Origin of the sequence: Pseudoduganella dura (genome assembly GCF_009727155.1) — a bacterium.
GTDB classification, from domain to species: domain Bacteria; phylum Pseudomonadota; class Gammaproteobacteria; order Burkholderiales; family Burkholderiaceae_D; genus Rugamonas; species Rugamonas dura.
Map to the genome: position 1 here is coordinate 2215014 of NZ_WNWM01000002.1, position 19976 is coordinate 2234989.

Consider the following 19976-nt stretch of genomic DNA (forward strand, 5'->3'; position numbering starts at 1 on the left):
GTCAATTGTCCCGCGTGCAGGGGTGGATCACATCCAGCTTCGGGTTATAGACAGCCGTACTTACATTCAACATTCCGAGGACTGTATGGAACACGTTGTCATGGGAAAACTGCTGCGTCCTTCGTGCGGCCAGGCAGCTGTTGTCGATCTTGAAGCGCTCGCGGAAGCTGTCCGACAGCCACATCATCATCGGCACGCGCCGCTGTTCGGCCGGCGAAATGATATAGGGCGCCCCATGCAGGTACATATTGTGTTCGCCCAGCGATTCGCCATGGTCCGAGAAATACAGCATGGCCGTATCGACACCGTCTTCCGCCGCCGCCGCGCGCAGCAGGTCGATTGTCTTGCTCAGCACAAAGTCGGTGTACAGGATCGTATTGTCGTAAGCCGCCACGATCGATTCGCGTGAACAGTCTTCCAGCTCGTTGGTCCGGCACACGGGGCCGAATTTCCCGAACCCGGCCGGATAGCGCTTCGCATATTCGGGGCCGTGGCTGCCTTTCTGGTGCAGCACGATGACCAGGTCTTTCTTCGCATCCCGGATCATCTGCCGCATGCCAGCCAGCAAACGCTCGTCGTAGCACTCTTCCGCGGTGCACGCGGGATCGCCCGGTACCGGCTGCGATACGTCTTCATAACGAACGCGGTCGCACGTGCCCTTGCAGCCGGAATTATTGTCACGCCACAGTACATCGAAGCCGGCGTGCTTCAGTACATCGAGCAACCCTTCCTGGCTGGCGGCCTTGTCGGCGGCATAGTCGTCGCGCCCCAGGTTGGAAAATACGCATGGCACCGAAACCGCCGTCGCCGTGCCGCATGAACCGACGTTCGTGAAATTGACCAGCCCCGGCTCCGCCGCCAGCAGCGGATTGGTTTGCCGGCCATACCCGTTCAGCGAAAAATTCATCGCCCGCGCGGTTTCCCCCACCACGATGATCGTCACCGCCCGCCGCCCCGGCACCGCTGCCCATTTGCCGCCCCTGCTCGCATCCGTTCCCAGCGGTGCGAGCACGGCCGGGGTCGCCCACTTGCGCTTCAGGTAACCGTGCGTTGCCTGGAACATATTGGTGGGTGTCAGCAGGAAGCGCAGTTCACGATGCTCGCGCACGGCCGGCGCCAGCGTCTTGAACAGCAATATCAGCAGGCCGGCGATCGCCAGCAGCGACAGCGCGAGCGTGCCCAGTTTGACCAGCAGGTCGCGCCGCACCGGCGGAAAGCGCAGCGGCAGCCGCCATACCAGCAGCGATGGCAGGATGCCCAGCAGCGTGACGGTCTGCACCATCTGCCAGCTCAGCAGTTCATGCGTTTCCTTCGGGTCTGTCTCGACCACGTTTTGCACCATCGAGGCATCGATCGCCACGCCATAATGGTTCATGAAATACGACGCGGCCGACGCCCCCAGGAACAGGGTGATCAGCACCGGCTTGATGACGAAACGGAAATTGACCAGCGTCAGGAGCGCATTGAACAGCAGCACCAGGGCGATGAACGCGCCCAGGTACACGGGAAGGTTGCCCAGCCGTGCGCCGCCTGTGGCGGAAAGGAACGTTTTCCAGAAACTGGTGTTATAGGCCAGAACCAGGAAGACGGAGGCGCCGAATGTCAGCGTGGGGGCGCCAATGCGCGGCAGTGTCGTGATGTTCACCGTTGAAGCTCCGGATTCGAAGCTTCAACGATACCGATCTGCAAGTAAACTTCGCGTCAAGCACCGGTTAAGGACGGGTTAACAGGCGCCGGCTTTTCCGGGAAGTGGATCTCGATACAGCTGCCGGGCGAATATTGCCCCGGTGGTTGTTCCGTGAGTACGAGCGTGGCACCCAGGTGGCTGCAGATGCGCTGCACCAGCCCAAGCCCGAGTCCGGTGCCCGACGAGCCCCGCGCTTCGGCGGGAATGGGCTCATTGCGCAAGCGTGCCCGGGCGGCCGGCGGCAGGCCGGGTCCGGTGTCTTCGACGATCACGCCGTGTCCTTCGAGCCTGACTTCCACGTGGCCCCGTTCCGTGTACTGGCATGCATTGCGCACCAGGTTGCCGACAGCCGCCAGTACCAGCTCGCGCACTCCCTGGAAGACGAAGTCGTCGCCGCCGGCATAGCGCAACGCCACCGGCCGGCCGGCCACCAGCACCTGGCAACGCGCCACCTCTTCACGCACCAGCGCATCGGCCGAAATTGGCGTCCATTCCAGCCGCTCCGGCGAACGCGCCAGCCGCAACAGCACGGACGTCGTATCGCTGGCCTCGCGCGCGGCCCGGTATATCCGCTCGGCCGGCGCGCGCACCACCGGGTCGATGCCGGTCTGCGCCAGCAATACCTCGGCCGCGCCGGCGATCACGGTCAGCGGCGTGCGCAGTTCATGGCTGACGTCGCCCGTGAAAAAACGTTCGCGATCCAGGAACTGCTTCAGCTCCGCCGTATGGCCGGCGATCGTGCGCGACAACAGGCCCAGCTCATCGCCGCGCTCCTGCAACGGCAGCTGCGCCGTCCGCGCATCCACCGCCGCGGCCAGCTCGACGATCGGATTGACGATCCGGTTGCCCAGGAAACGCCCCAGCACGACGGCAAAGCCCATGAACCCCAGGAAGGCCACCGCGAACATCGAATACACGACCAGTTCGATCTTTTCGTAGGCGCTGTCGTGATCGACCACGGCATATTCGCCGGCGGCGCTGCGTCCCTTCAGCACGTGCAGGTCGACACCCTCGATCGTCACTTCATGCACGCCTTCCGGCAACGCGCGCAGCGAGCGCGGAATGCCGTCGCCGAGATGGTAGCTGAGCCCCGCCGGCATCTCGACCGGCAGCCCGCCCGCGTGGCGCGGGCCCGCCCAGGCGGCCACTTCCTCCAGCCGTTCATCGACCAGGCGCACCTCGATCCCTTCGACCGCCAAGGCAGCGATGACCGCGAAGAACACCGACGACACGGTGGCAAACGTCAGGTACGCGACCGTGATGCGGCGACGCAGCGAATCTTCTTTTTTCAGCGGCGCTTCCTTAACCATCGGTTGCCACCAGCCGGTAGCCGATCTTCGAGATCGTGCGCAGCATCTGGTGCGGGAACGGCTTGTCCAGCGCCTGGCGCAACGCGTGGATGTGCACGCGCAGGGCATCCGTATCCGGCGGGTTGTCGCCCCACACCTCATGCAGGATCTGTTCGCGCGACACCACCTTCGGCGCCTCGCGCATCATCAGCCGCAGGATCGTGTAACCCGTTTTCGTCAGCGCCAGCGCGCGGCCGGCACGCTTCGCCTCGAATGTATCGGTGTTGAAGGTGAGGTCCCCGAACGCCAGCACGGCATTGGCGGCATGGGCGCCCTTCGCGCGCCGCACCAGCGCCTTCAGACGCACTTCCAGCTCGACCAGCGAGAACGGCTTGACCAGGTAGTCGTCGGCACCGCTGTCGAAACCGGCCACCTTGTCTTCCAGGGTATCGCGCGCGGTCAGCATCAGCACCGGTATGTCCTTGCGCAACTCGCCGCGCAGCTTCTGGCACAGCTCCAGGCCGTTCAGGCCGGGCAGCATCACGTCCAGCACCACGGCGTCGTAATCGTGCTGGGTGACCAGCGCCAGCCCGCCGTAGCCGTTCGAGGCCGAATCGAGCACATACCCCTTCGGCTCGAGAAAGCCATACAGGTTGGCAACGATGTCGGGGTTGTCTTCAATGATAAGGATGCGCATTGCGCCATTATAATTCCCGCTTTGCCTTCGGCCCTCCATCCATGAACCTGCCCTCCACCGCGCCCGCTGTCGTGCCGCTCATCGCACCCACGGCCGACGCCGGCCTGGCCGCGCGCCTCGCGCACGCCATCGACAACAAGACCAAGCCGCGCGGCAGCCTGGGCGTGCTGGAAACCCTCGCACACCAGATCGGCCTGGTCCAGCGCACCACCGCGCCGGCGATCGAAGCGCCGGCGATCCTCGTGTTCGCGGGCGACCATGGCGTGGTGGCCGAAGGCATTTCGGCCTTCCCGCAGGACGTGACATGGCAGATGGTCGAGAATTTTCTCGCCGGCGGCGCCGCGATCAATGTGTTCGCCGCGCAGAACGGCTGCACGCTGCAGGTCGTCGATGCGGGCGTGGCGCATGATTTCGGCCCGCGCGACGGCCTCACGGACCGCAAGATCGCCCATGGCACGCGCAACTTCGCGGTCGAGCCGGCGATGACGCCCGGCCAGTGCACGCAGGCGCGGGGCGCTGGCGCGGCGCTCGTCGATGCACTGCCGGGCAATGTGATCGGCTTCGGCGAGATGGGCATCGGCAACACCACGGCCGCCGCCGCGCTGATGCACAAGCTGACAGGCATTCCGGCAGCCGCCTGCGTGGGCGCCGGCACCGGACTGGCGCCGGATGGCGTATTGCGCAAGGGCCGCGTGATCGAAGCCGCCGCGGCGCGGCATGCCGGCGTGACGGAACCGCTGGACGTGCTGGCCACCTTCGGCGGTTTCGAGATCGCCATGATGGCCGGCGCGATGCTGCGCGCCGCCGAGCGCCGCATGGTGCTGCTGATCGACGGCTTCATCGTCACCAGCGCCCTGCTCGTGGCGGCGCGGCTGCAGCCGGCGATCCTCGACTATTGCGTGTTCGCGCACTGTTCCAATGAACACGGTCACCGGCAAATGCTCGAGGCGCTGGGCGGCAAGCCGCTGCTCCAGTTGGACCTGCGCCTCGGCGAAGGCACCGGCAGCGCGCTGGCCCTGCCGCTGGTGCACGCGGCCGTCAACTTCCTGAACCGCATGGCCACCTTCGCATCGGCCCAGGTCAGCGAAAAGAGCTGATGAAGCGACCCGATGCCGTGCTGCAGCTGCGGCTGTTCTTCATCGCGCTGCAGTTCTTCACGCGCCTGCCGATTCCCCGCTGGGTGGGCTTCCAGCCGCACTGGCTGCACCACGCGTCGCGTTATTTCCCGCTGGTCGGCTTCGTCGTTGGCCTCGTCGCCGCGGCCGTTTACTGGGCCGCGGCGCTCGTACTGCCGCCGGCCGTGGCCGTGTTGCTGTCCACCGCTGCCGGCATCTATCTCACCGGCGCCTTCCACGAAGACGGCTTTGCCGATGCCTGCGACGGCCTGGGCGGCGGCATGACACGCGAACGGGCGCTGGACATCATGAAGGATTCCCGCATCGGCGCCTATGGCGCGATCGGCATCATCCTGTTGCTGGCCGTGAAGTGCGCCGCGCTGGCACACCTGGGGCCCTTGGCGGCGGTTGCCGCGTTATGCGTCGCGCATCCGCTGTCACGGCTGATGGCGGCAAGCCTGATCTGGCGGATGGACTACGCGCGCGCCAAGGGCAAGGCCAAGCCGATGGCACAGCAGATGACCGGCATCGAATTCCTGATCGCCGCCGCCTGCTGCGCGCCGGCCGTGCTGGCGGCAACGACCCTGGGCTGGCTGGAATGGCGCGGCATCGCCATGGGCGGCTTCGCGATGGCGCTCGTCACGCTGTGGTTCGCCCGCAAGCTGCGCCGACGCCTCGGCGGCTACACCGGCGATTGCCTCGGCGCGGTTCAGCAGCTGACCGAGGCGGTGTTCTACCTGTGCGTGCTGGCGCGGTGGAGTTGACGCGGTGGAGCTGATCCTGGTCCGCCATCCCCGTCCGCTGGCGGCGGAGGGCCTCTGTTATGGCCGCAGCGACCTGCCGCCCGATCCGGATGAGCTGGCGCGGGTGCACGCGGCACTGCAAGCCGCAGGCCTGCCGGGCGACGCCATGGTCTTTTCCAGCCCGCTGCGCCGCTGCGCCGCCCTGGCGCGCCTGCTGGCGGCGAACGTGAGCTTCGACGCAAGGCTGGCCGAGATGGATTTCGGCGGCTGGGAGCTGCGCAGCTGGAACGATATCCCGCGCACCGAAGTCGATGCCTGGGCCGCCGACCTGCTGCACGACCGGCCCGGCGGCGGTGAATGCGTGCTCGACGTGGCCCGCAGGGTTGCCGGCGCGCTGGCGGACATCCGCCTGCGCGCCGGCGAACGCGCCGTGGTCATCTGCCATGCAGGCACCATGCGCCTGCTGGCCGCCATGACCGGCGGCGCCCCGCCCGAACAGGCCGCGCTGGCCGCCGCCGCGATCCCGCACCGCATCGCCTACGGCGAGGTACTGCGCCTTGCCGTGGGCGTCGGGCCCGATTGATTGCAGCCTGATACCTGGCATTAATCCTTTATAATGGCGCCGTTTTGGTGCCCGCGTTCGAGTCCTCGAGCGCAGTTAAACGGGAAATACGAAGCCGCCCTCGGCCAACGTATGCTGCCCCCGCAACGGTAAGCAGGCAGCCGCGCGCGAGCGATCGCAGCGCGGCAGCCGTCCGCGACAACCACTGTGCGTTCGCATGGGAAGGTCGGACGGTGATGCCCGCCAGCCCGGATACCGGCCAATCCAGGTGGAGCCGCTTTTCAGAGAGCGGCTCTGTTCAATCCGGCCTGCGGGGACGTTGACCGGTTGCTCCACTTTACAAAGATTTGCCATGACCTCTCCTCTCGCATCCCAGGCGGCGCTCGCGTCGCTGGCGCTCGCCATTGCCGCGCCGGCCGCCCACGCCCAGGCCACCGCCATCGATTCGATCATCGTCACCGCCACCCGCACGCCCACGCTGGCCAGCGAAGTGATCAGCGACACCGTCACGATCACCGCCGAACAGATCGCCAACTCCGGTGCCGGCTCGATCACCGAACTGCTGCAGCGCCAGCGCGGCCTCGAGGTCTCGCGCACGGGCGGCCCCGGCACCACGTCGAACGTGTTCATCCGCGGTGCCAACGGCAACCAGAGCGTGGTGCTGGTGGACGGCGTGCGCATCGCCTCCGCCTCGACCGGTTCGGCCAGCTGGAACGGCATTCCGTTGTCGGCCATCGACCGCATCGAGATCGTCTACGGCCCGCTGTCCACGCTGTATGGCGCGGATGCGATCGGCGGCGTGATCCAGCTGTTCACGAAACAGGGCAAGGGCGCGCCATCGGTCACCGCATCGGTGGGCGGCGGCAGCGACCGCACGTTCGCCGCCGATGCGGCTGTCTCCGGCGGCACCGACCAGCTCAGCTACTCGTTCTCGGTTTCCAAGGAACGTTCGGACGGCTTTTCGGCAACCCGCAGCGGCAGCTTCAGCTTCGATCCCGACGACGACGGCTACGACCGCAAGAGTGCGGCCGGCCAGGTGGTTTACCGGCTTTCCCCGGGCCATGAACTGGGCGCGATGTTCCTGTACACCGACACCGAGTCGGATTACGACAGCAATGACTTCGCCGCCTACAACACGCAAAAGCTGAGCAACGTGGGCGTCTATGCGCGCAACCAGATCCTGCCGTTCTGGACGATGCTGGTGCAGGCCTCGCAGGCGCGCGACAAGTCCGGCTCGTTCTACGGCGCCGGCCCGTTCGGCTTCAGCCAGATCGACACCACGACCAGCACCCTGACGTGGCAAAACGATTTCCGCATCGGCGCCGACAACCTGCAGGTGCTGTACGAACACCGCAAGGAAGAGGTCGACGGCTCCACGACGGCATTGAACCGCAAGCGCCACACCAATGCGATCGCCGCCAGCTACAGCGTCAAGCGCGGCGCGCACCTTGCCAACATCGGCGTGCGCCACGACGACAATTCCGAGTATGGCTCGAAGACCACCGGCTCGGTGGGCTATGGCTACCGCTTCAACAGTGCATTGCGCGCCGAAGCCAGCTTCGGCACCAGCTTCCGTGCACCGTCGTACAACGAACTGTATTACCCGAGCTACGGCAACCCGGCGAACCGTCCTGAAAAAGGCCGCAATGCCGAAGGGGGGATTCATTACGACGACGGCACCACGCAGCTGGGCGCCGTGTACTACCACAACAAGCTGTCCGACCTGCTGCTGAGCACCAGCCCGTGTCCATTCCCGAACACGCCGGAAGTGACCTACAGCTTCGGCTGCGCCTACAACGTCAACAAGGCGCTGCTCGAAGGCCTGTCGCTGTCGGCCGAGCGCAAGATGGGCAACCTGCTGCTGACGGCGAACGCCGACTTCCAGGACCCGAAGGACGAGACCACCGGCAAGCGCCTGCAGCGCCGCGCCAAGCGTCACGCCAACTTCATCGCCGAGTACGACCTGGGCGCGGTAAAGACTGGCGCCGAGCTGCAGCTGTCGTCCGACCGCTTCGACGACGCGGGCAACCGCAACCGCCTGGCGGGCTATGGCCTGGTGAACCTGTATGCCACTTATCGCTTCAGCGGCGACTGGTCGGCACTGGTACGCTGGAATAACGTGGGCGACAGGAACTACGAACTGGCACGCTACTACCAGACCGGCGGCTCGAACGTGTTCGCCGCCCTTCGCTACGGCTTCAAATAAGCAGTGCCGGGTTGCCTGGTGCCGCCGCGCCGGGCAACCCATCATCAAGGCAGAGCATGCACCCAATTTCCGCCCACCTGCGTTACCGCACCGGCATTGTCACCGCCGCTTTGCTGCTGGCGTCGATCGCCAGCCTGCTGTTCGCGGGCGCCACGGGCTCCGTCGCCATTCCGCTCGCCGAGCTGCCCGGCGCGCTGCATGAACTGCTGCACGGCCGCGCCGATTCGCTCGCGGCCACCCTGCTCGACCTGCGCGCCACCCGCGCGCTGACCGCCTTCGTGACCGGCGCCACGCTGTCGCTGGCCGGCGTCATGATGCAGACGCTGCTGCGCAACCCCCTCGCCGACCCCTACGTGCTCGGCATTTCCGCCGGTTCGGCCGTCGGTGCGCTGTTCGCCATGATGATGATGTGCGCCGCCTGGATGGTCGACCTGTCCGCCTTCATCGGCGCGGTGGCCGTCTCCATGCTGTTATATCTGCTGGCGCGGCGCGACATGCGCGGCGGCAGCGCGGCCGAAGGCGGTACGGCACTGCTGCTGTTGACCGGCACCATCCTGTCCGCCGCATGCTCGGCCCTGATTTCGCTGATGCTGTCGATCGCGCCGGACGGCCGGCTGCGCACGATGGTGTTCTGGATGATCGGGGACCTGGGCGGCGCGCCGCTGCGCTGGCTGCCGTGGATCGTGCTGGCCGCCGGCCTGGCGTTCGCCCTGCGCACCGCGCGCTCGATGAACGTGCTGGCCCTGCACGCCGAGGCGGCCAGCACGCTGGGCATCCGCGTCGGCGCGCTGCGAAAGGGCCTGTTCTTCTGTTCCGGCCTGCTGACGGCGAGCGCCGTCACCACTGCCGGCAGCATCGGCTTCGTCGGCCTGATCGTGCCGCATGCGGTCCGCTTCGCGTTCGGGCCGGATCACCGCCTGCTGATCCCGGCCGCCACGCTGGCCGGTGGCGCCTACCTGGTGCTGGCCGATACGCTGGCGCGCACCGTGATCGCGCCGCAGCAGTTGCCGGTGGGCGTCGTCACGGCGCTGATCGGCACACCCGTTTTCCTGTATCAGCTGCACCGGCTGCGCAAATGACGATCGCCACCGCAAACATGATCGCCACGGAACGATTGCGCCTGACGGCCGGCGGCCGCGTGCTGGCCGAACACCTCGACTGGCAGGTCGGCGACGGCGAATGCTGGAGCGTGATCGGCCGCAACGGCGCCGGCAAGAGCACGCTGCTGCGCACGCTGGCCGGCCTGCGCGAACCGGACGGCGGCCGCGTGTTGCTGCATGGCCGCGCGCTCGGCGACTGGCCGCTCGAAGCGCTGGCGCGCGAACGCGCCTTCCTGGCGCAGTCGCGCAGCGACGCTTTTGCCTATTCGGTGCTGGAAACCGTGCTGTCCGCCCGCCACCCGTACCATGGCAAGCGCTACTGGGAAGACAGCGACGATCACACGATCGCGCTGCGCATGCTCGCTGCGATGGAGGTCGACGACCTCGCCTCGCGCGACGTGCGCACGCTCTCCGGCGGCGAGCGCCAGCGCGTGGCCATCGCCGCGCTGCTGGCACAGGACACCCCGCTGCTGCTGCTCGACGAGCCGGCCAACGCGCTCGACCTGGCCCACCAGGTCAGCGTGATGGGCCTGCTGGCGAAACTGTGCCGCGAACAGCGCAAGACCATCGTGATGATCGGCCACGACCTGAACCTGGCTCACAGCATTTCCACGCACGCGCTGTTGCTGATGGGCGACGGCCGCTGGCTGGCCGGCGCGCGCGACGACGTGATGCAGGCCGGCATCCTGTCCGATTACCTGCACCATCCGATCGAAACGGTGCGCCACGGCGCGCGCACGATCTTCATTCCCACAGAGGCTACCGCATGACCACTCCCGACGATACCGCGGCACTGAACGAGCGCCACCGCGCGCGGATGGAACGCAAGAAGGCGATCATCGATGCGAAGATCGCCGCCGCCGACAAGCAGATCGGCATCATCATCGTCAACACCGGCAACGGCAAGGGCAAGAGCTCGAGCGGCTTCGGCATGGCGATCCGCGCGCTGGGCCACGGCATGAGGGTCGGCATCGTGCAGTTCATCAAGGGTGCGATGGCCACCGGGGAGGAACAGTTCCTGCGCCGCTTTCCCGACGAGGTCGGCTTCCACGCGATGGGCGAAGGCTACACGTGGGAAACACAGAACCGCGAGCGCGACGTCGCCAAGGCCGCCGAAGCATGGGAACAGGCCAAGCGCTTCCTTGCCGACCCGGCAATCGGCATGGTGGTGCTCGATGAACTGAATATCGCGCTGAAGTACCGCTACCTGGACGTCGACACGGTGATCGCCGACCTGCTGGAGCGCCCGGCCATGCAGCACGTGGTCATCACCGGCCGCGGCGCGCCGCCCGAGCTGATCGAGATCGCCGATACCGTCACCGAGATGAACGTGGTCAAGCACGCGTTCAAGGCCGGTATCGCGGCGCAGGCCGGAACGGAGTGGTGATGGGCACCCGCGCGGTATTGATCGCCGCCGTCGCGTCCGGCCAGGGCAAGACCACCGTGACCGCGGCACTGGCCCGCAAGCTGGTGCGTGCCGGCCGCCGCGTGCGCGTGTTCAAGTGCGGCCCCGATTTCATCGATCCGATGGTGCTCGGCCGCGCCAGCGGCGCCCCGGTCGAATCGCTGGACCTGTGGATGGTGGGCCGCGAACGCTGCCAGCGGCTGTTGGCCCAGGCGGCGCTGGAGGCGGACGATATCCTGATCGAAGGCGTGATGGGCCTGTACGACGGCACGCCTTCCGCGGCCGACCTGGCGCGCGAGTTCGGCGTGCCCGTGCTGGCGGTGATCGACGCGGGCGCGATGGCGCAAACCGCCGGTGCGCTGGTGCACGGCCTGCGCGACTACGGGCCGGTGACGATGGCCGGCGTGATCGCCAACCGCGTCGGCAGCGCCGGCCACGCCTTGATGGTGAAGACATCCCTGCGCGACATCCCGCTGCTTGCCACCTTGCCGAAGCAGGGCCGCTCGCTGCCGGAACGCCACCTGGGCCTGGTGCTGCCGGACGAAGTGGACGAAGTGGACGACATTCTCGACGAGCTGGCCGACCAGCTGGCGTTCGACGAAGCGGCCTGGAATGCGCTGCCGCAGGTAGCGTTCGACGCCCCTGCCCCGGAGACGCCCCTTGTGGCCACGCTGGCCGGCAAGACCGTGGCGATCGCGCGCGATGCCGCGTTCGTGTTCGTCTATGCCGCCAACCTGGAAGTGATGCGCCGCCTCGGCGCCGATATCGTGTACTTCTCGCCGCTGGCGGACGAGCCCGTGCCGCCGCAGGCCGATGCCGTCTACCTGCCCGGCGGCTACCCGGAGCTGCATGCGCCGCGCCTGGCCGAAGCGGCCACGTGGCGCGCGTCGATCCGGGCCGCCCATGCCGGCGGCATGCCGATCCTGGCCGAATGCGGCGGCATGATGGCGCTGGCCGAATCGCTCGACGACGGCGCGGTGGATGCCGCTAACCCGTGGCCGATGGCCGGCCTGCTGCCGGGCCGCGTGGTCGTGCAGAAGCGCCTGGCCGGCCTCGGGCCGCAGGCGATGCCGACTCCGCAGGGAACGCTGCGCGGCCACACCTTCCATTATTCAAGGCTTGAAACGCAGGCGCCGGTGCTGGAATACACCAGCAAGAACCCCTCTGGCACGCAGGGCGAAGCCGTGTACCGGATCGGATCGCTGACGGCGTCCTATTTCCACGGTTACTTCCCGTCGAACCCGGAAGCGGCGGCGGCGATGCTGTCGAGGAAGACGCCGTGAGCCGCACGCTGGTACTGGGCGGCGCACGGTCGGGCAAGAGCGCCCATGCCGAACGGCTGGCCGCGCAATCGGGCAAGGGCGTGGTGTACGTGGCCACGGCCGGCGCCGGCGATGCCGAGATGGCGCAGCGCATCGCCACGCATCGCGCCGGCCGGCCGGCGGAATGGATCACGGTCGAGGAACCGCTGGCGCTGGCGGCGGTGCTGGACCAATGGCGCGCGCCGCACCGGCTGGTGCTGGTCGACTGCCTGACACTGTGGCTCAGCAACCTGCTGTTCGCGGACGGTATCGAGTACCCGGACGTGGGCGAGATCGCGTTGCCGCGGCGTTTCCACGACGAGCGTGCCGCGCTGCTGGCGCAACTGGCCCGCGACGAAGGCGATGTGGTGTTCGTGTCGAACGAAGTGGGCATGGGCATCGTACCGTTCGGCGCCGTCACGCGCGCCTTCGCGGATGAAGCGGGCCGGCTCAACCAGGCAGTGGCTGCCGCATGCGACAGCGTCGTGTTCGTCGCGGCCGGCCTGCCGCTGGTGCTGAAGGGCGGCTCATGCTGAGCGGCCTGTCGTGGCCGGCCGTGGCGGTGCTGCTGGCGGCCGGGGTGCTGCTCGACCTGCTGCTTGGCGAAGCGCGGCGCTATCACCCGCTCGTCGGCTTCGGCAACCTGGCCGGCGCCATCGAACGCCGCATGAACAAGGGTGGCATGCGTATCGGTCGCGGTGCGCTCGGCTGGGGGCTGGCCGTGCTGCCGCTTACCGCGGCTGCCGTCTGGTTGTGCGGCCTGGCCGGCGCCGTCGCCCATGGGCTGCTGCTGTACTTCTGCATCGGCCTGCGCAGCCTGCGCGACCACAACCTGCCGATCGCCGCGGCGCTGCGCGGCGGCGACCTTGCTGCGGCGCGCGAACTGACAGGCCGCATCGTCAGCCGCGATACCTTCGACGCCAGCGAAGCCGACCTGGCCAAGGCCAGCGCCGAATCCCTGCTGGAGAACGGCAACGACGCCGTGTTCGGCACGCTGTTCTGGTTCGCCGTGGCCGGCGGCCCCGGCGCGTTGCTGTTCCGCCTTGCCAACACGCTCGATGCGATGTGGGGTTACCGCAATCAACGGTTCCTGTTGTTCGGCCGCGTGGCCGCCCGCGTCGACGATGCGTTGAATTACGTGCCGGCGCGGCTGACCGCGCTGTCCTATGTGCTGCTGGCGCCCGGCGCGGCGGGCAAGCGCACCGCGTGGCGCTGCTGGCGCGAGCAGGCACCCGCATGGAGCAGCCCGAACGCCGGGCCGGTGATGGCCAGCGGCGCCGGCGCACTGGGCCTGTCGCTCGGCGGCGCCGCGCGCTATGACGGCGAGATCGAACAGCGGCCGCCGCTGGGCCGCGGCGCACCTGCCGCCGCCGGCGACATCGAACGCGCTTGGCGCCTGGTGTGGCATGCCACGCTGCTCTGGCTCATGCTGGCGGCGGTATCGGCGGTATCGGCGGTGATGACGGGAGCAGGAGTGCGGCATGCCTGAACACGGCGGCAACCTGCGCGACGCGCAACGGCTGTATTGCCGCACGGACTGGCTGGACCTGTCCGCCGGCCTGAACCCGCACTGGTACCCGGTGCCGGAGCTGCCGGGCAATGCGTGGCACCGGCTGCCGGAGCCGGACCTGGAACTGGCGGCGGCGGCTTGCCGCTACTATGGCGCGCCGCGCATGCTGGCGGTGGCGGGAACGCAGGCGGCGATCCAGGCGCTGCCGCGGCTGCGAGCGTCGTCGCGCATCGCCGTGTCCATGCCTTCGTACGCCGAGCATGCCCATCACTGGTCGCGCCATGGCCACAGTGCCCGGCTGGTGCCGTACGCCGGGCTGGCAAGCGCGGTCGACGGCAGCGATGTGGTGGTCGTCTGCAATCCGAACAACCCCACAGGCGCCATGGTGCCGCGTGATGAGCTGCTGCGGTGGGCCGATGCCCTGGCGGCACGGGGCGGCTGGCTGGTCGTCGACGAAGCGTTCGCGGACACCGACAACACGCACAGCGTGGCGGACCGGGCCGACCGGCCGGGCCTCATCGTGCTGCGCTCGGTCGGCAAGTTCTTCGGACTGGCCGGCGTGCGGCTCGGCTTTGTCGCGGCCCATGCGTCCCTGCTGGCCGCACTGGAAGAAGAACTGGGACCCTGGCAGGTCAGCGGCCCGGCGCAACTGATCGGCAAGGCCGCGCTGCTGGACGAGGCCTGGCAGCGCCGGACCCGCATCGTGTTGCGTGCCGGGGGCGAACGACTGGAAGCACTGCTCGCGGCGCACGGCATTGCGTCCTCCGGCACGAACCTGTTCCGTTGGTGGCCGGCGCGCATGCCCGAAGCGTTTCACGAACACATGGCGCGGCGCGGCATCTGGGTGCGGCTGTTCCGCGAGGGGCCGCGCGGCATCCGCATCGGCCTGCCGCCGGACGAAACAGCATGGACGCGCCTCGCTGGCGCGCTGAAAGAATGGAACAAGGAACAACGATGAAGAAACTGCTACTGCTTCCCGCCCTGCCGGGCCTGCTCATGGCACTGGCTGCGCATGCCGCCGTTTCCGTGCGTGACGACGACGGCAAGAGGGTCACCCTGGCCAAGCCGGCGGAGCGCGTGATCTCGATGGCGCCGCACGTCACGGAATTGCTGTTCACCGCCGGCGCGGGCGGCAAGATCGTCGGCGCCGTCGACTACAGCGATTACCCGGAAGCGGCGAAGGCGATTCCCCGTGTGGGCAGCAACCGCGAAGTGGACCTGGAGCGCGTGCTGGCACTGAAGCCGGACCTGATCGTGGTGTGGCGCCACGGCAGCTCAGAGCGCCAGATCGACATGCTGCGCAAGCTCGGCATCCCGTTGTTCCACAGCGAACCGGCCAGTCTCGATGCGATTCCCGCCAATGTGATCGCAATGGGCAAGCTGGCCGGTACCGAGCCGGCGGCGGAGGCAGCGGCGGAGGCGCTGCGCAAGCGCCTGGCGACGGTGCGCACGCACTATGCGGGACGCCCGGTGGTGCGCGTGTTCTACCAGGTATGGGACAAGCCGCTTTACACGCTGAACGGCGCGCACATCGTCAGCGATGCGCTGCGCCTGTGCGGCGGCGAGAACATCTTCGCATCGCAGAAGGTCACCGCACCGGTGGTCGGCATCGAAGCGGTGTTGAAGGAAAACCCGGAAGCCGTGTTCAGCACGGCGGAAAAGGAACAGGGCGGTGCCGGCATGTGGCGGCAGTACCCCAACCTGCTGGCCACGAGGAACGACAACCTGTTCACGATCGACGGCCACCTGGTCAATCGCGCCGGACCGCGCATGATCGAGGGCACCGAATCGCTGTGCGAAAAACTGGAAGTCGCCCGCCAGCACCGGAAACGCTGACCCATGCGGCTCCCCTACAAAACGCTGATGGTGCAAGGCACCACGTCCGACGCCGGCAAGAGCACGGTGGTGGCGGCGCTGTGCCGCCTGTTGAAGCGCAATGGTTTATCGGTGGCGCCCTTCAAGCCGCAGAACATGGCGCTGAACAGCGCGGTGACCGCGGACGGCGGAGAAATCGGCCGCGCGCAGGCTCTGCAGGCGCAGGCGGCCGGCATCGCGCCGCACACCGACATGAACCCCGTGCTGCTCAAGCCTTCGTCCGACATCGGTGCCCAGGTGATCATCCACGGCAAGGTACGCGCCGAAATGAACGCGCGCGACTATCACCAGTACAAGACTGTGGCGATGGCGGCCGTGCTGGAATCGCATGCGCGGCTGGCCGCGCAATACGACGCCGTGATCGTCGAGGGGGCCGGCAGCCCGGCCGAAATCAACCTGCGCGACCGCGATATCGCCAACATGGGCTTTGCCGAAGCCGTCGATTGCCCGGTGGTGATCGTGGCGGACATCGACCGGGGCGGTGTATTCGCGCACCTGGTCGGCACGCTGTCCTGCCTGTCCGAGAGCGAACGCTCGCGCGTGATCGGCTTTGTCATCAACCGGTTCCGGGGCGACATCAAGCTGCTGGAACCGGGCCTCGACTGGCTGGAAGCGCAGACCGGCAAGCCGGTGCTGGCCGTGCTGCCCTACCTGCACGGCCTGTTCCTGGATGCCGAGGATGCGGTGCAGCCGGTGCAGGAGCACAGGGGCGATTTCCGCATCGTGGTGCCGAGCCTGCCGCGCATGAGCAACCACACGGACTTCGATGCGCTGCGTGCCCACCCGGACGTGGACCTGCAGTTCATCCGCGAAGGCCATGCCATTCCCCCGGCCGACCTGATCATCCTCCCCGGTAGCAAGAACACTTGCGGCGACCTGGCATGGCTGCGCGCGCAGGGCTGGCCGGAGCGCATCGCCCGTCACCTGCGCTACGGTGGCAAGGTGATCGGCATCTGCGGCGGCTTCCAGATGCTGGGGCGGTCCGTGCACGACCCGCACGGCGTGGAAGGCGCACCGGGCGACTCGCCGGCGCTCGGCCTGCTCGACATGACGACGGTGATGTCGCGGGAAAAGCGGCTGCAGCAGGTGAGAGGCCAGTGCCTGTTCGCCGATACGCCTGTCGGGGGCTATGAAATCCATATGGGCGTATCGACCGGCGAGGCGCTGGCGCATCCGGTATTCGAAATCGACGGCCGCCCCGAAGGCGCATGCTCGCCTGACGGCCAGGTGCTCGGCACCTACCTGCACGGCGTATTCGATACCCCGGGCGCCTGCTCCGCACTGTTGCGCTGGGCGGGACTCGCCAGCGAGCGCACGGTGGACCTGGACGCGTTGCGCGAGGCCAGCCTCGAGCGATTGGCCGATGCCACCGCTCCCCTGCTGGAGGCGCTGCTCACCCGAAGGTAGTGGCAGGCGGCACGGCGGCTTCGCCCGTGGCCGCTTTGTGCAACAATCGCTGGACGAATCGTTACGGCACCGTTCCATGTCCAGTCCTGAAACCAACACCAAGCGTTACCTGCCCTGGGTCGTCGCCACGGCCCTCTTCATGGAGCAACTCGACTCCACGATCGTCAACACCGCCATTCCCAGCATGGCCGCCAGCCTGCTGGTAACGCCGCTGAGCCTTAAGGCCGTGGTCACCAGCTACATCCTCAGTCTCGCGGTGGCCATTCCGATCAGCGGCTGGATGGCCGACCGGTACGGCACACGTCGCGTGTTCATGACGGCGATCGGCATCTTCACGGTGGCGTCGGTGCTCTGCGGGCTGTCGGTGAGTTCGCCGATGCTGGTGGCATCGCGGCTGTTGCAGGGATTCGGCGCGGCGATGATGATGCCGGTGGGCCGGCTGGCGATTGTTCGCACATTCCCGAAAGCGGAGTTGCTGACGGCGATGAACTTCGTGATCATTCCCGCGTTGATCGGGCCATTGCTGGGCCCCACGGTCGGCGGCCTGATCGTGCACTGGATGTCGTGGCGCGAGATCTTCTTCATCAACGTGCCGGTCGGCCTCGCGGCGATCTGGCTGGCGCACAAGCACATGCCGGATTATCGCGGCGAGACCCGTCCGCTCGACGTGATCGGGCTGATCCTGTTCGGCACCGGTGTGGCGCTGCTGTCATGGCTGCTGGAGATCTTCGGCGAACACCGGCTCGACATCACGTCCTGGGGCGTGCTGTTCGTGATTTCCGTGTGCCTGCTGGTGGCCTATGGCCTGCATGCGCTGCGTGAAGAGTATCCGCTGCTTCGACTTCAGTTGTTCATGATCCGCACGTTCCGCGTGTCGGTGCTCGGCGGGTTCTTCACGAGGCTCGGGGTCGGCGGCCTGCCGTTCCTGCTGCCGCTGCTGTACCAGCTGGGTCTCGGCCTGCCGGCATGGCAGTCGGGCCTGCTGATGATGCCGTCCGCCGCGGCGGCAATGTTCATGAAGTTCTTCTCGGCGCGGCTGCTGGCGCGTTTCGGTTACCGCCTGGTACTGGTCGTGAACACGGCGTTCATTGGCGTGACCATCGCCATGTTCTCGTTCGTCCAGCTGGGCACGCCACTATGGATGATCGTGATGATCTCGTTGTGCCAGGGCTTCTTCAATTCGCTGCAGTTCTCCAGCATGAACACGCTCGCTTACGCCGACGTGGACCAGAAGGATTCCAGCATGGCCAGCACGATGTCCAGCTCGATGCAGCAGCTGTCGATGAGCTTCGGTCTTGCCTGCGGGTCGCTGATCACCGGCTGGTACCTGGGCGACATGCCGCAGACGGATCGAGTGGTGCTGACGGGCGCGTTGCACCACGCGTTCCTGACGCTGGCCGGGCTGACGATCCTCTCCGCCGGCATGTTCTGGACCTTGCGAAAAAACGATGGCGAAAGCATCAGCCGCGGCACAAAGACTGCCGAGCCGGCGACGGTGGTGGCGGCAACGGAGCAGTCGGCGGCGCAGTAAAGCAGGTGTCCTCAAGGGGGACGATGTGAATTATGATGATGAATCGACAATCAATCGGAGATTCCATGTATCGTCTTCACTGCTTCGCCCAATCAGGCAACGCCTTCAAGGTGGCCTTCATGCTGCGCGCGCTGGATGTGCCGTTCGACACCGTGCATGTGGACTTCTTCAAGGGGATCAGCACCGACCCGGCCTGGCGCGAAGAACATAACGACATGGGCGAGGTACCGATCCTCGAAGACGGTGCACTGCGCCTGACGCAATCCGGTGCCATCCTCACGTACCTGGCGAAGAAGCATGGGCGGTTCGGCGGTGCCACGGAAAACGAGCAGCTGGAAGTGCTGCGCTGGCTGCTGTTCGACAACCACAAATTTACCAGCTACTTTGCCACTTACCGGTTCCTGAAGGCATTCGGGAAAGCCGCGCCAGATCCGGCCGTGATGAAGTTCCTGCTGGGCCGCATCGAAGGTGCTTTCAATGTGGTCGACAAGCACCTGTGCAGCCGCGAATACCTCGTCGGCGACAGCCCCACCATCGCCGACTTCTCGCTGAGCGGTTACCGCTTCTTCCCGGTCGAGGAAAGCGGCATCGACGTGACGGAGCGCTGGCCGAATATCGCCGCCTGGGGCGAGCGGCTGAAGGGTATTCCAGGCTGGGCGGCACCGTATGACGTAATGCCGGGCGAGCAGCTAGCGCCCCGTTGGTAGGGAAAACCGGGCTGAAAATGGAAAAAGCCGCTGCGATCACGCAGCGGCTTTTCTCTGTATAACTAATCTGACGATAACCTGCTTTCACACTGGTTGCAGCAGCGACGTCTGGCAATGCCAGACGGAGCAATCGGCGCAAAGTGTCACGTCGGCCAATGGCCGGCGTGACGACGGTTCGGGACCTGAAGCCAAGTCCGCGGTGCTCTGCTGAGGTAGCATACCAAAACAAAAAGCCCCGCCAGCATGTACTGGCGGGGCCTCTCTAATTACTAGTCTGACGATAACCTACTTTCACACTGGTTGCAGTAGCGACGTCTGGCAATGCCAGACGGAGCAATCGGCGCAAAGTGTCACGTAGGCCAATGGCCGGCATGACGACGGTTCGGGACCTGGAGCCAAGTCCGCGGTGCTCTGCTGAGGTAGCGCACCAAAGCAAAAAGCCCCGCCAGCATGTACTGGCGGGGCCTCTCTAATTACTAGTCTGACGATAACCTACTTTCACACTGGTTGCAGCACTATCATCGGCGCAAAGTCGTTTCACGGTCCTGTTCGGGATGGGAAGGAGTGGTACCAACTTGCTATGGTCATCAGACTTGACCTGCTCGGCTCGCGCAACGCGCGGTACCGGAATTCTGTATTAAATCCACCTGCTCACTAAGTGAAAAAGCCCGCTGCGCTCACGCAACGGGCTCTCTCGATATAACAGCCTGACGATAACCTACTTTCACACTGGTTGCAGCACTATCATCGGCGCAAAGTCGTTTCACGGTCCTGTTCGGGATGGGAAGGGGTGGGACCGACTTGCTATGGTCATCAGGCATGACTTGTACGTAGCGTCGCT

The 19976-nt window shown here is 66.7% G+C and carries 18 protein-coding genes, 2 rRNA genes and 1 riboswitch; of the genes, 15 read left to right on the forward strand and 5 right to left on the reverse strand.

Annotation, left to right across the window (positions count from 1 at the left end; translation table 11 throughout):
- Window position 1 precedes the first annotated feature (1 nt).
- Genes GJV26_RS09785 through GJV26_RS09795 form a run of 3 tightly spaced genes read right to left on the reverse strand, consistent with a single transcriptional unit; the run spans window position 2 to window position 3673 of the window.
- Complete coding sequence (locus GJV26_RS09785) at window positions 2-1645, reverse strand: phosphoethanolamine transferase (protein WP_229428016.1); 1644 nt, start codon at window positions 1643-1645, stop codon at window positions 2-4.
- A 56-nt stretch (window positions 1646-1701) separates the two neighbouring features.
- A complete protein-coding gene (locus GJV26_RS09790; protein ID WP_229419242.1) occupies window positions 1702-2997 on the reverse strand; it encodes a sensor histidine kinase in 1296 nt (431 codons plus the stop codon).
- Window positions 2990-3673, reverse strand: coding sequence for a response regulator transcription factor (locus tag GJV26_RS09795; RefSeq protein WP_155708657.1), 684 nt, complete (start codon window positions 3671-3673; stop codon window positions 2990-2992). The genes GJV26_RS09790 and GJV26_RS09795 overlap by 8 nt, the downstream gene beginning before the upstream one ends.
- A gap of 41 nt (window positions 3674-3714) precedes the next feature.
- Between GJV26_RS09795 and cobT the strand changes: the two genes are divergently transcribed.
- From cobT to GJV26_RS09870, 15 genes are all read left to right on the forward strand, one after another.
- Entirely contained in the window at window positions 3715-4770 is a 1056-nt protein-coding gene (cobT, locus tag GJV26_RS09800; protein WP_155708658.1) for a nicotinate-nucleotide--dimethylbenzimidazole phosphoribosyltransferase, read from the forward strand.
- Complete coding sequence (locus GJV26_RS09805) at window positions 4770-5552, forward strand: adenosylcobinamide-GDP ribazoletransferase (protein ID WP_155708659.1); 783 nt, start codon at window positions 4770-4772, stop codon at window positions 5550-5552. Before cobT ends, GJV26_RS09805 begins: the two co-directional genes overlap by 1 nt.
- Before the next feature lie 4 nt (window positions 5553-5556).
- Window positions 5557-6114, forward strand: a complete 558-nt coding sequence (locus GJV26_RS09810) for a histidine phosphatase family protein (protein ID WP_371866453.1) — start codon at window positions 5557-5559, stop codon at window positions 6112-6114.
- Between the two features lie 28 nt (window positions 6115-6142).
- Window positions 6143-6371: riboswitch (cobalamin riboswitch) on the forward strand.
- 74 nt (window positions 6372-6445) lie between these two features.
- The gene (locus GJV26_RS09815) at window positions 6446-8299 is read left to right on the forward strand and encodes a TonB-dependent receptor domain-containing protein (RefSeq protein WP_155708660.1); all 1854 of its coding nucleotides are present in this window, start codon (window positions 6446-6448) and stop codon (window positions 8297-8299) included.
- 56 nt (window positions 8300-8355) lie between these two features.
- Window positions 8356-9378, forward strand: a complete 1023-nt coding sequence (locus GJV26_RS09820) for a FecCD family ABC transporter permease (RefSeq protein ID WP_155708661.1) — start codon at window positions 8356-8358, stop codon at window positions 9376-9378.
- A gap of 17 nt (window positions 9379-9395) precedes the next feature.
- Window positions 9396-10169 (forward strand): ABC transporter ATP-binding protein, encoded by a 774-nt coding sequence (locus tag GJV26_RS09825; RefSeq protein ID WP_155712367.1) that lies wholly within the window; start codon window positions 9396-9398, stop codon window positions 10167-10169.
- Window positions 10166-10786 (forward strand): cob(I)yrinic acid a,c-diamide adenosyltransferase, encoded by a 621-nt coding sequence (gene cobO, locus GJV26_RS09830; protein WP_155708662.1) that lies wholly within the window; start codon window positions 10166-10168, stop codon window positions 10784-10786. Before GJV26_RS09825 ends, cobO begins: the two co-directional genes overlap by 4 nt.
- Window positions 10786-12087 (forward strand): cobyrinic acid a,c-diamide synthase CobB, encoded by a 1302-nt coding sequence (locus tag GJV26_RS09835; protein WP_155708663.1) that lies wholly within the window; start codon window positions 10786-10788, stop codon window positions 12085-12087. Before cobO ends, GJV26_RS09835 begins: the two co-directional genes overlap by 1 nt.
- On the forward strand, window positions 12084-12641 hold the full coding sequence (gene cobU / locus GJV26_RS09840) for a bifunctional adenosylcobinamide kinase/adenosylcobinamide-phosphate guanylyltransferase (RefSeq protein WP_189442373.1): 558 nt from the start codon (window positions 12084-12086) through the stop codon (window positions 12639-12641). The genes GJV26_RS09835 and cobU overlap by 4 nt, the downstream gene beginning before the upstream one ends.
- The gene (locus GJV26_RS09845) at window positions 12635-13594 is read left to right on the forward strand and encodes a CobD/CbiB family cobalamin biosynthesis protein (protein WP_155708664.1); all 960 of its coding nucleotides are present in this window, start codon (window positions 12635-12637) and stop codon (window positions 13592-13594) included. Before cobU ends, GJV26_RS09845 begins: the two co-directional genes overlap by 7 nt.
- The gene (gene cobD / locus GJV26_RS09850; RefSeq protein WP_155708665.1) at window positions 13587-14573 is read left to right on the forward strand and encodes a threonine-phosphate decarboxylase CobD; all 987 of its coding nucleotides are present in this window, start codon (window positions 13587-13589) and stop codon (window positions 14571-14573) included. The genes GJV26_RS09845 and cobD overlap by 8 nt, the downstream gene beginning before the upstream one ends.
- A complete protein-coding gene (locus tag GJV26_RS09855) occupies window positions 14570-15451 on the forward strand; it encodes a cobalamin-binding protein (protein ID WP_155708666.1) in 882 nt (293 codons plus the stop codon). Before cobD ends, GJV26_RS09855 begins: the two co-directional genes overlap by 4 nt.
- A gap of 3 nt (window positions 15452-15454) precedes the next feature.
- Entirely contained in the window at window positions 15455-16897 is a 1443-nt protein-coding gene (locus GJV26_RS09860) for a cobyric acid synthase (RefSeq protein ID WP_155708667.1), read from the forward strand.
- Between the two features lie 76 nt (window positions 16898-16973).
- Entirely contained in the window at window positions 16974-18428 is a 1455-nt protein-coding gene (locus tag GJV26_RS09865; RefSeq protein WP_155708668.1) for a DHA2 family efflux MFS transporter permease subunit, read from the forward strand.
- A gap of 65 nt (window positions 18429-18493) precedes the next feature.
- Complete coding sequence (locus GJV26_RS09870) at window positions 18494-19135, forward strand: glutathione S-transferase family protein (RefSeq protein ID WP_229419243.1); 642 nt, start codon at window positions 18494-18496, stop codon at window positions 19133-19135.
- 479 nt (window positions 19136-19614) lie between these two features.
- Here the strand turns inward: GJV26_RS09870 and rrf (GJV26_RS09875) are convergent.
- Window positions 19615-19727: ribosomal RNA gene (gene rrf, locus GJV26_RS09875) — 5S ribosomal RNA — on the reverse strand.
- Window positions 19728-19840: 113 nt separating this feature from the next.
- Window positions 19841-19953 (reverse strand): 5S ribosomal RNA (gene rrf, locus GJV26_RS09880).
- Window positions 19954-19976 lie beyond the last annotated feature (23 nt).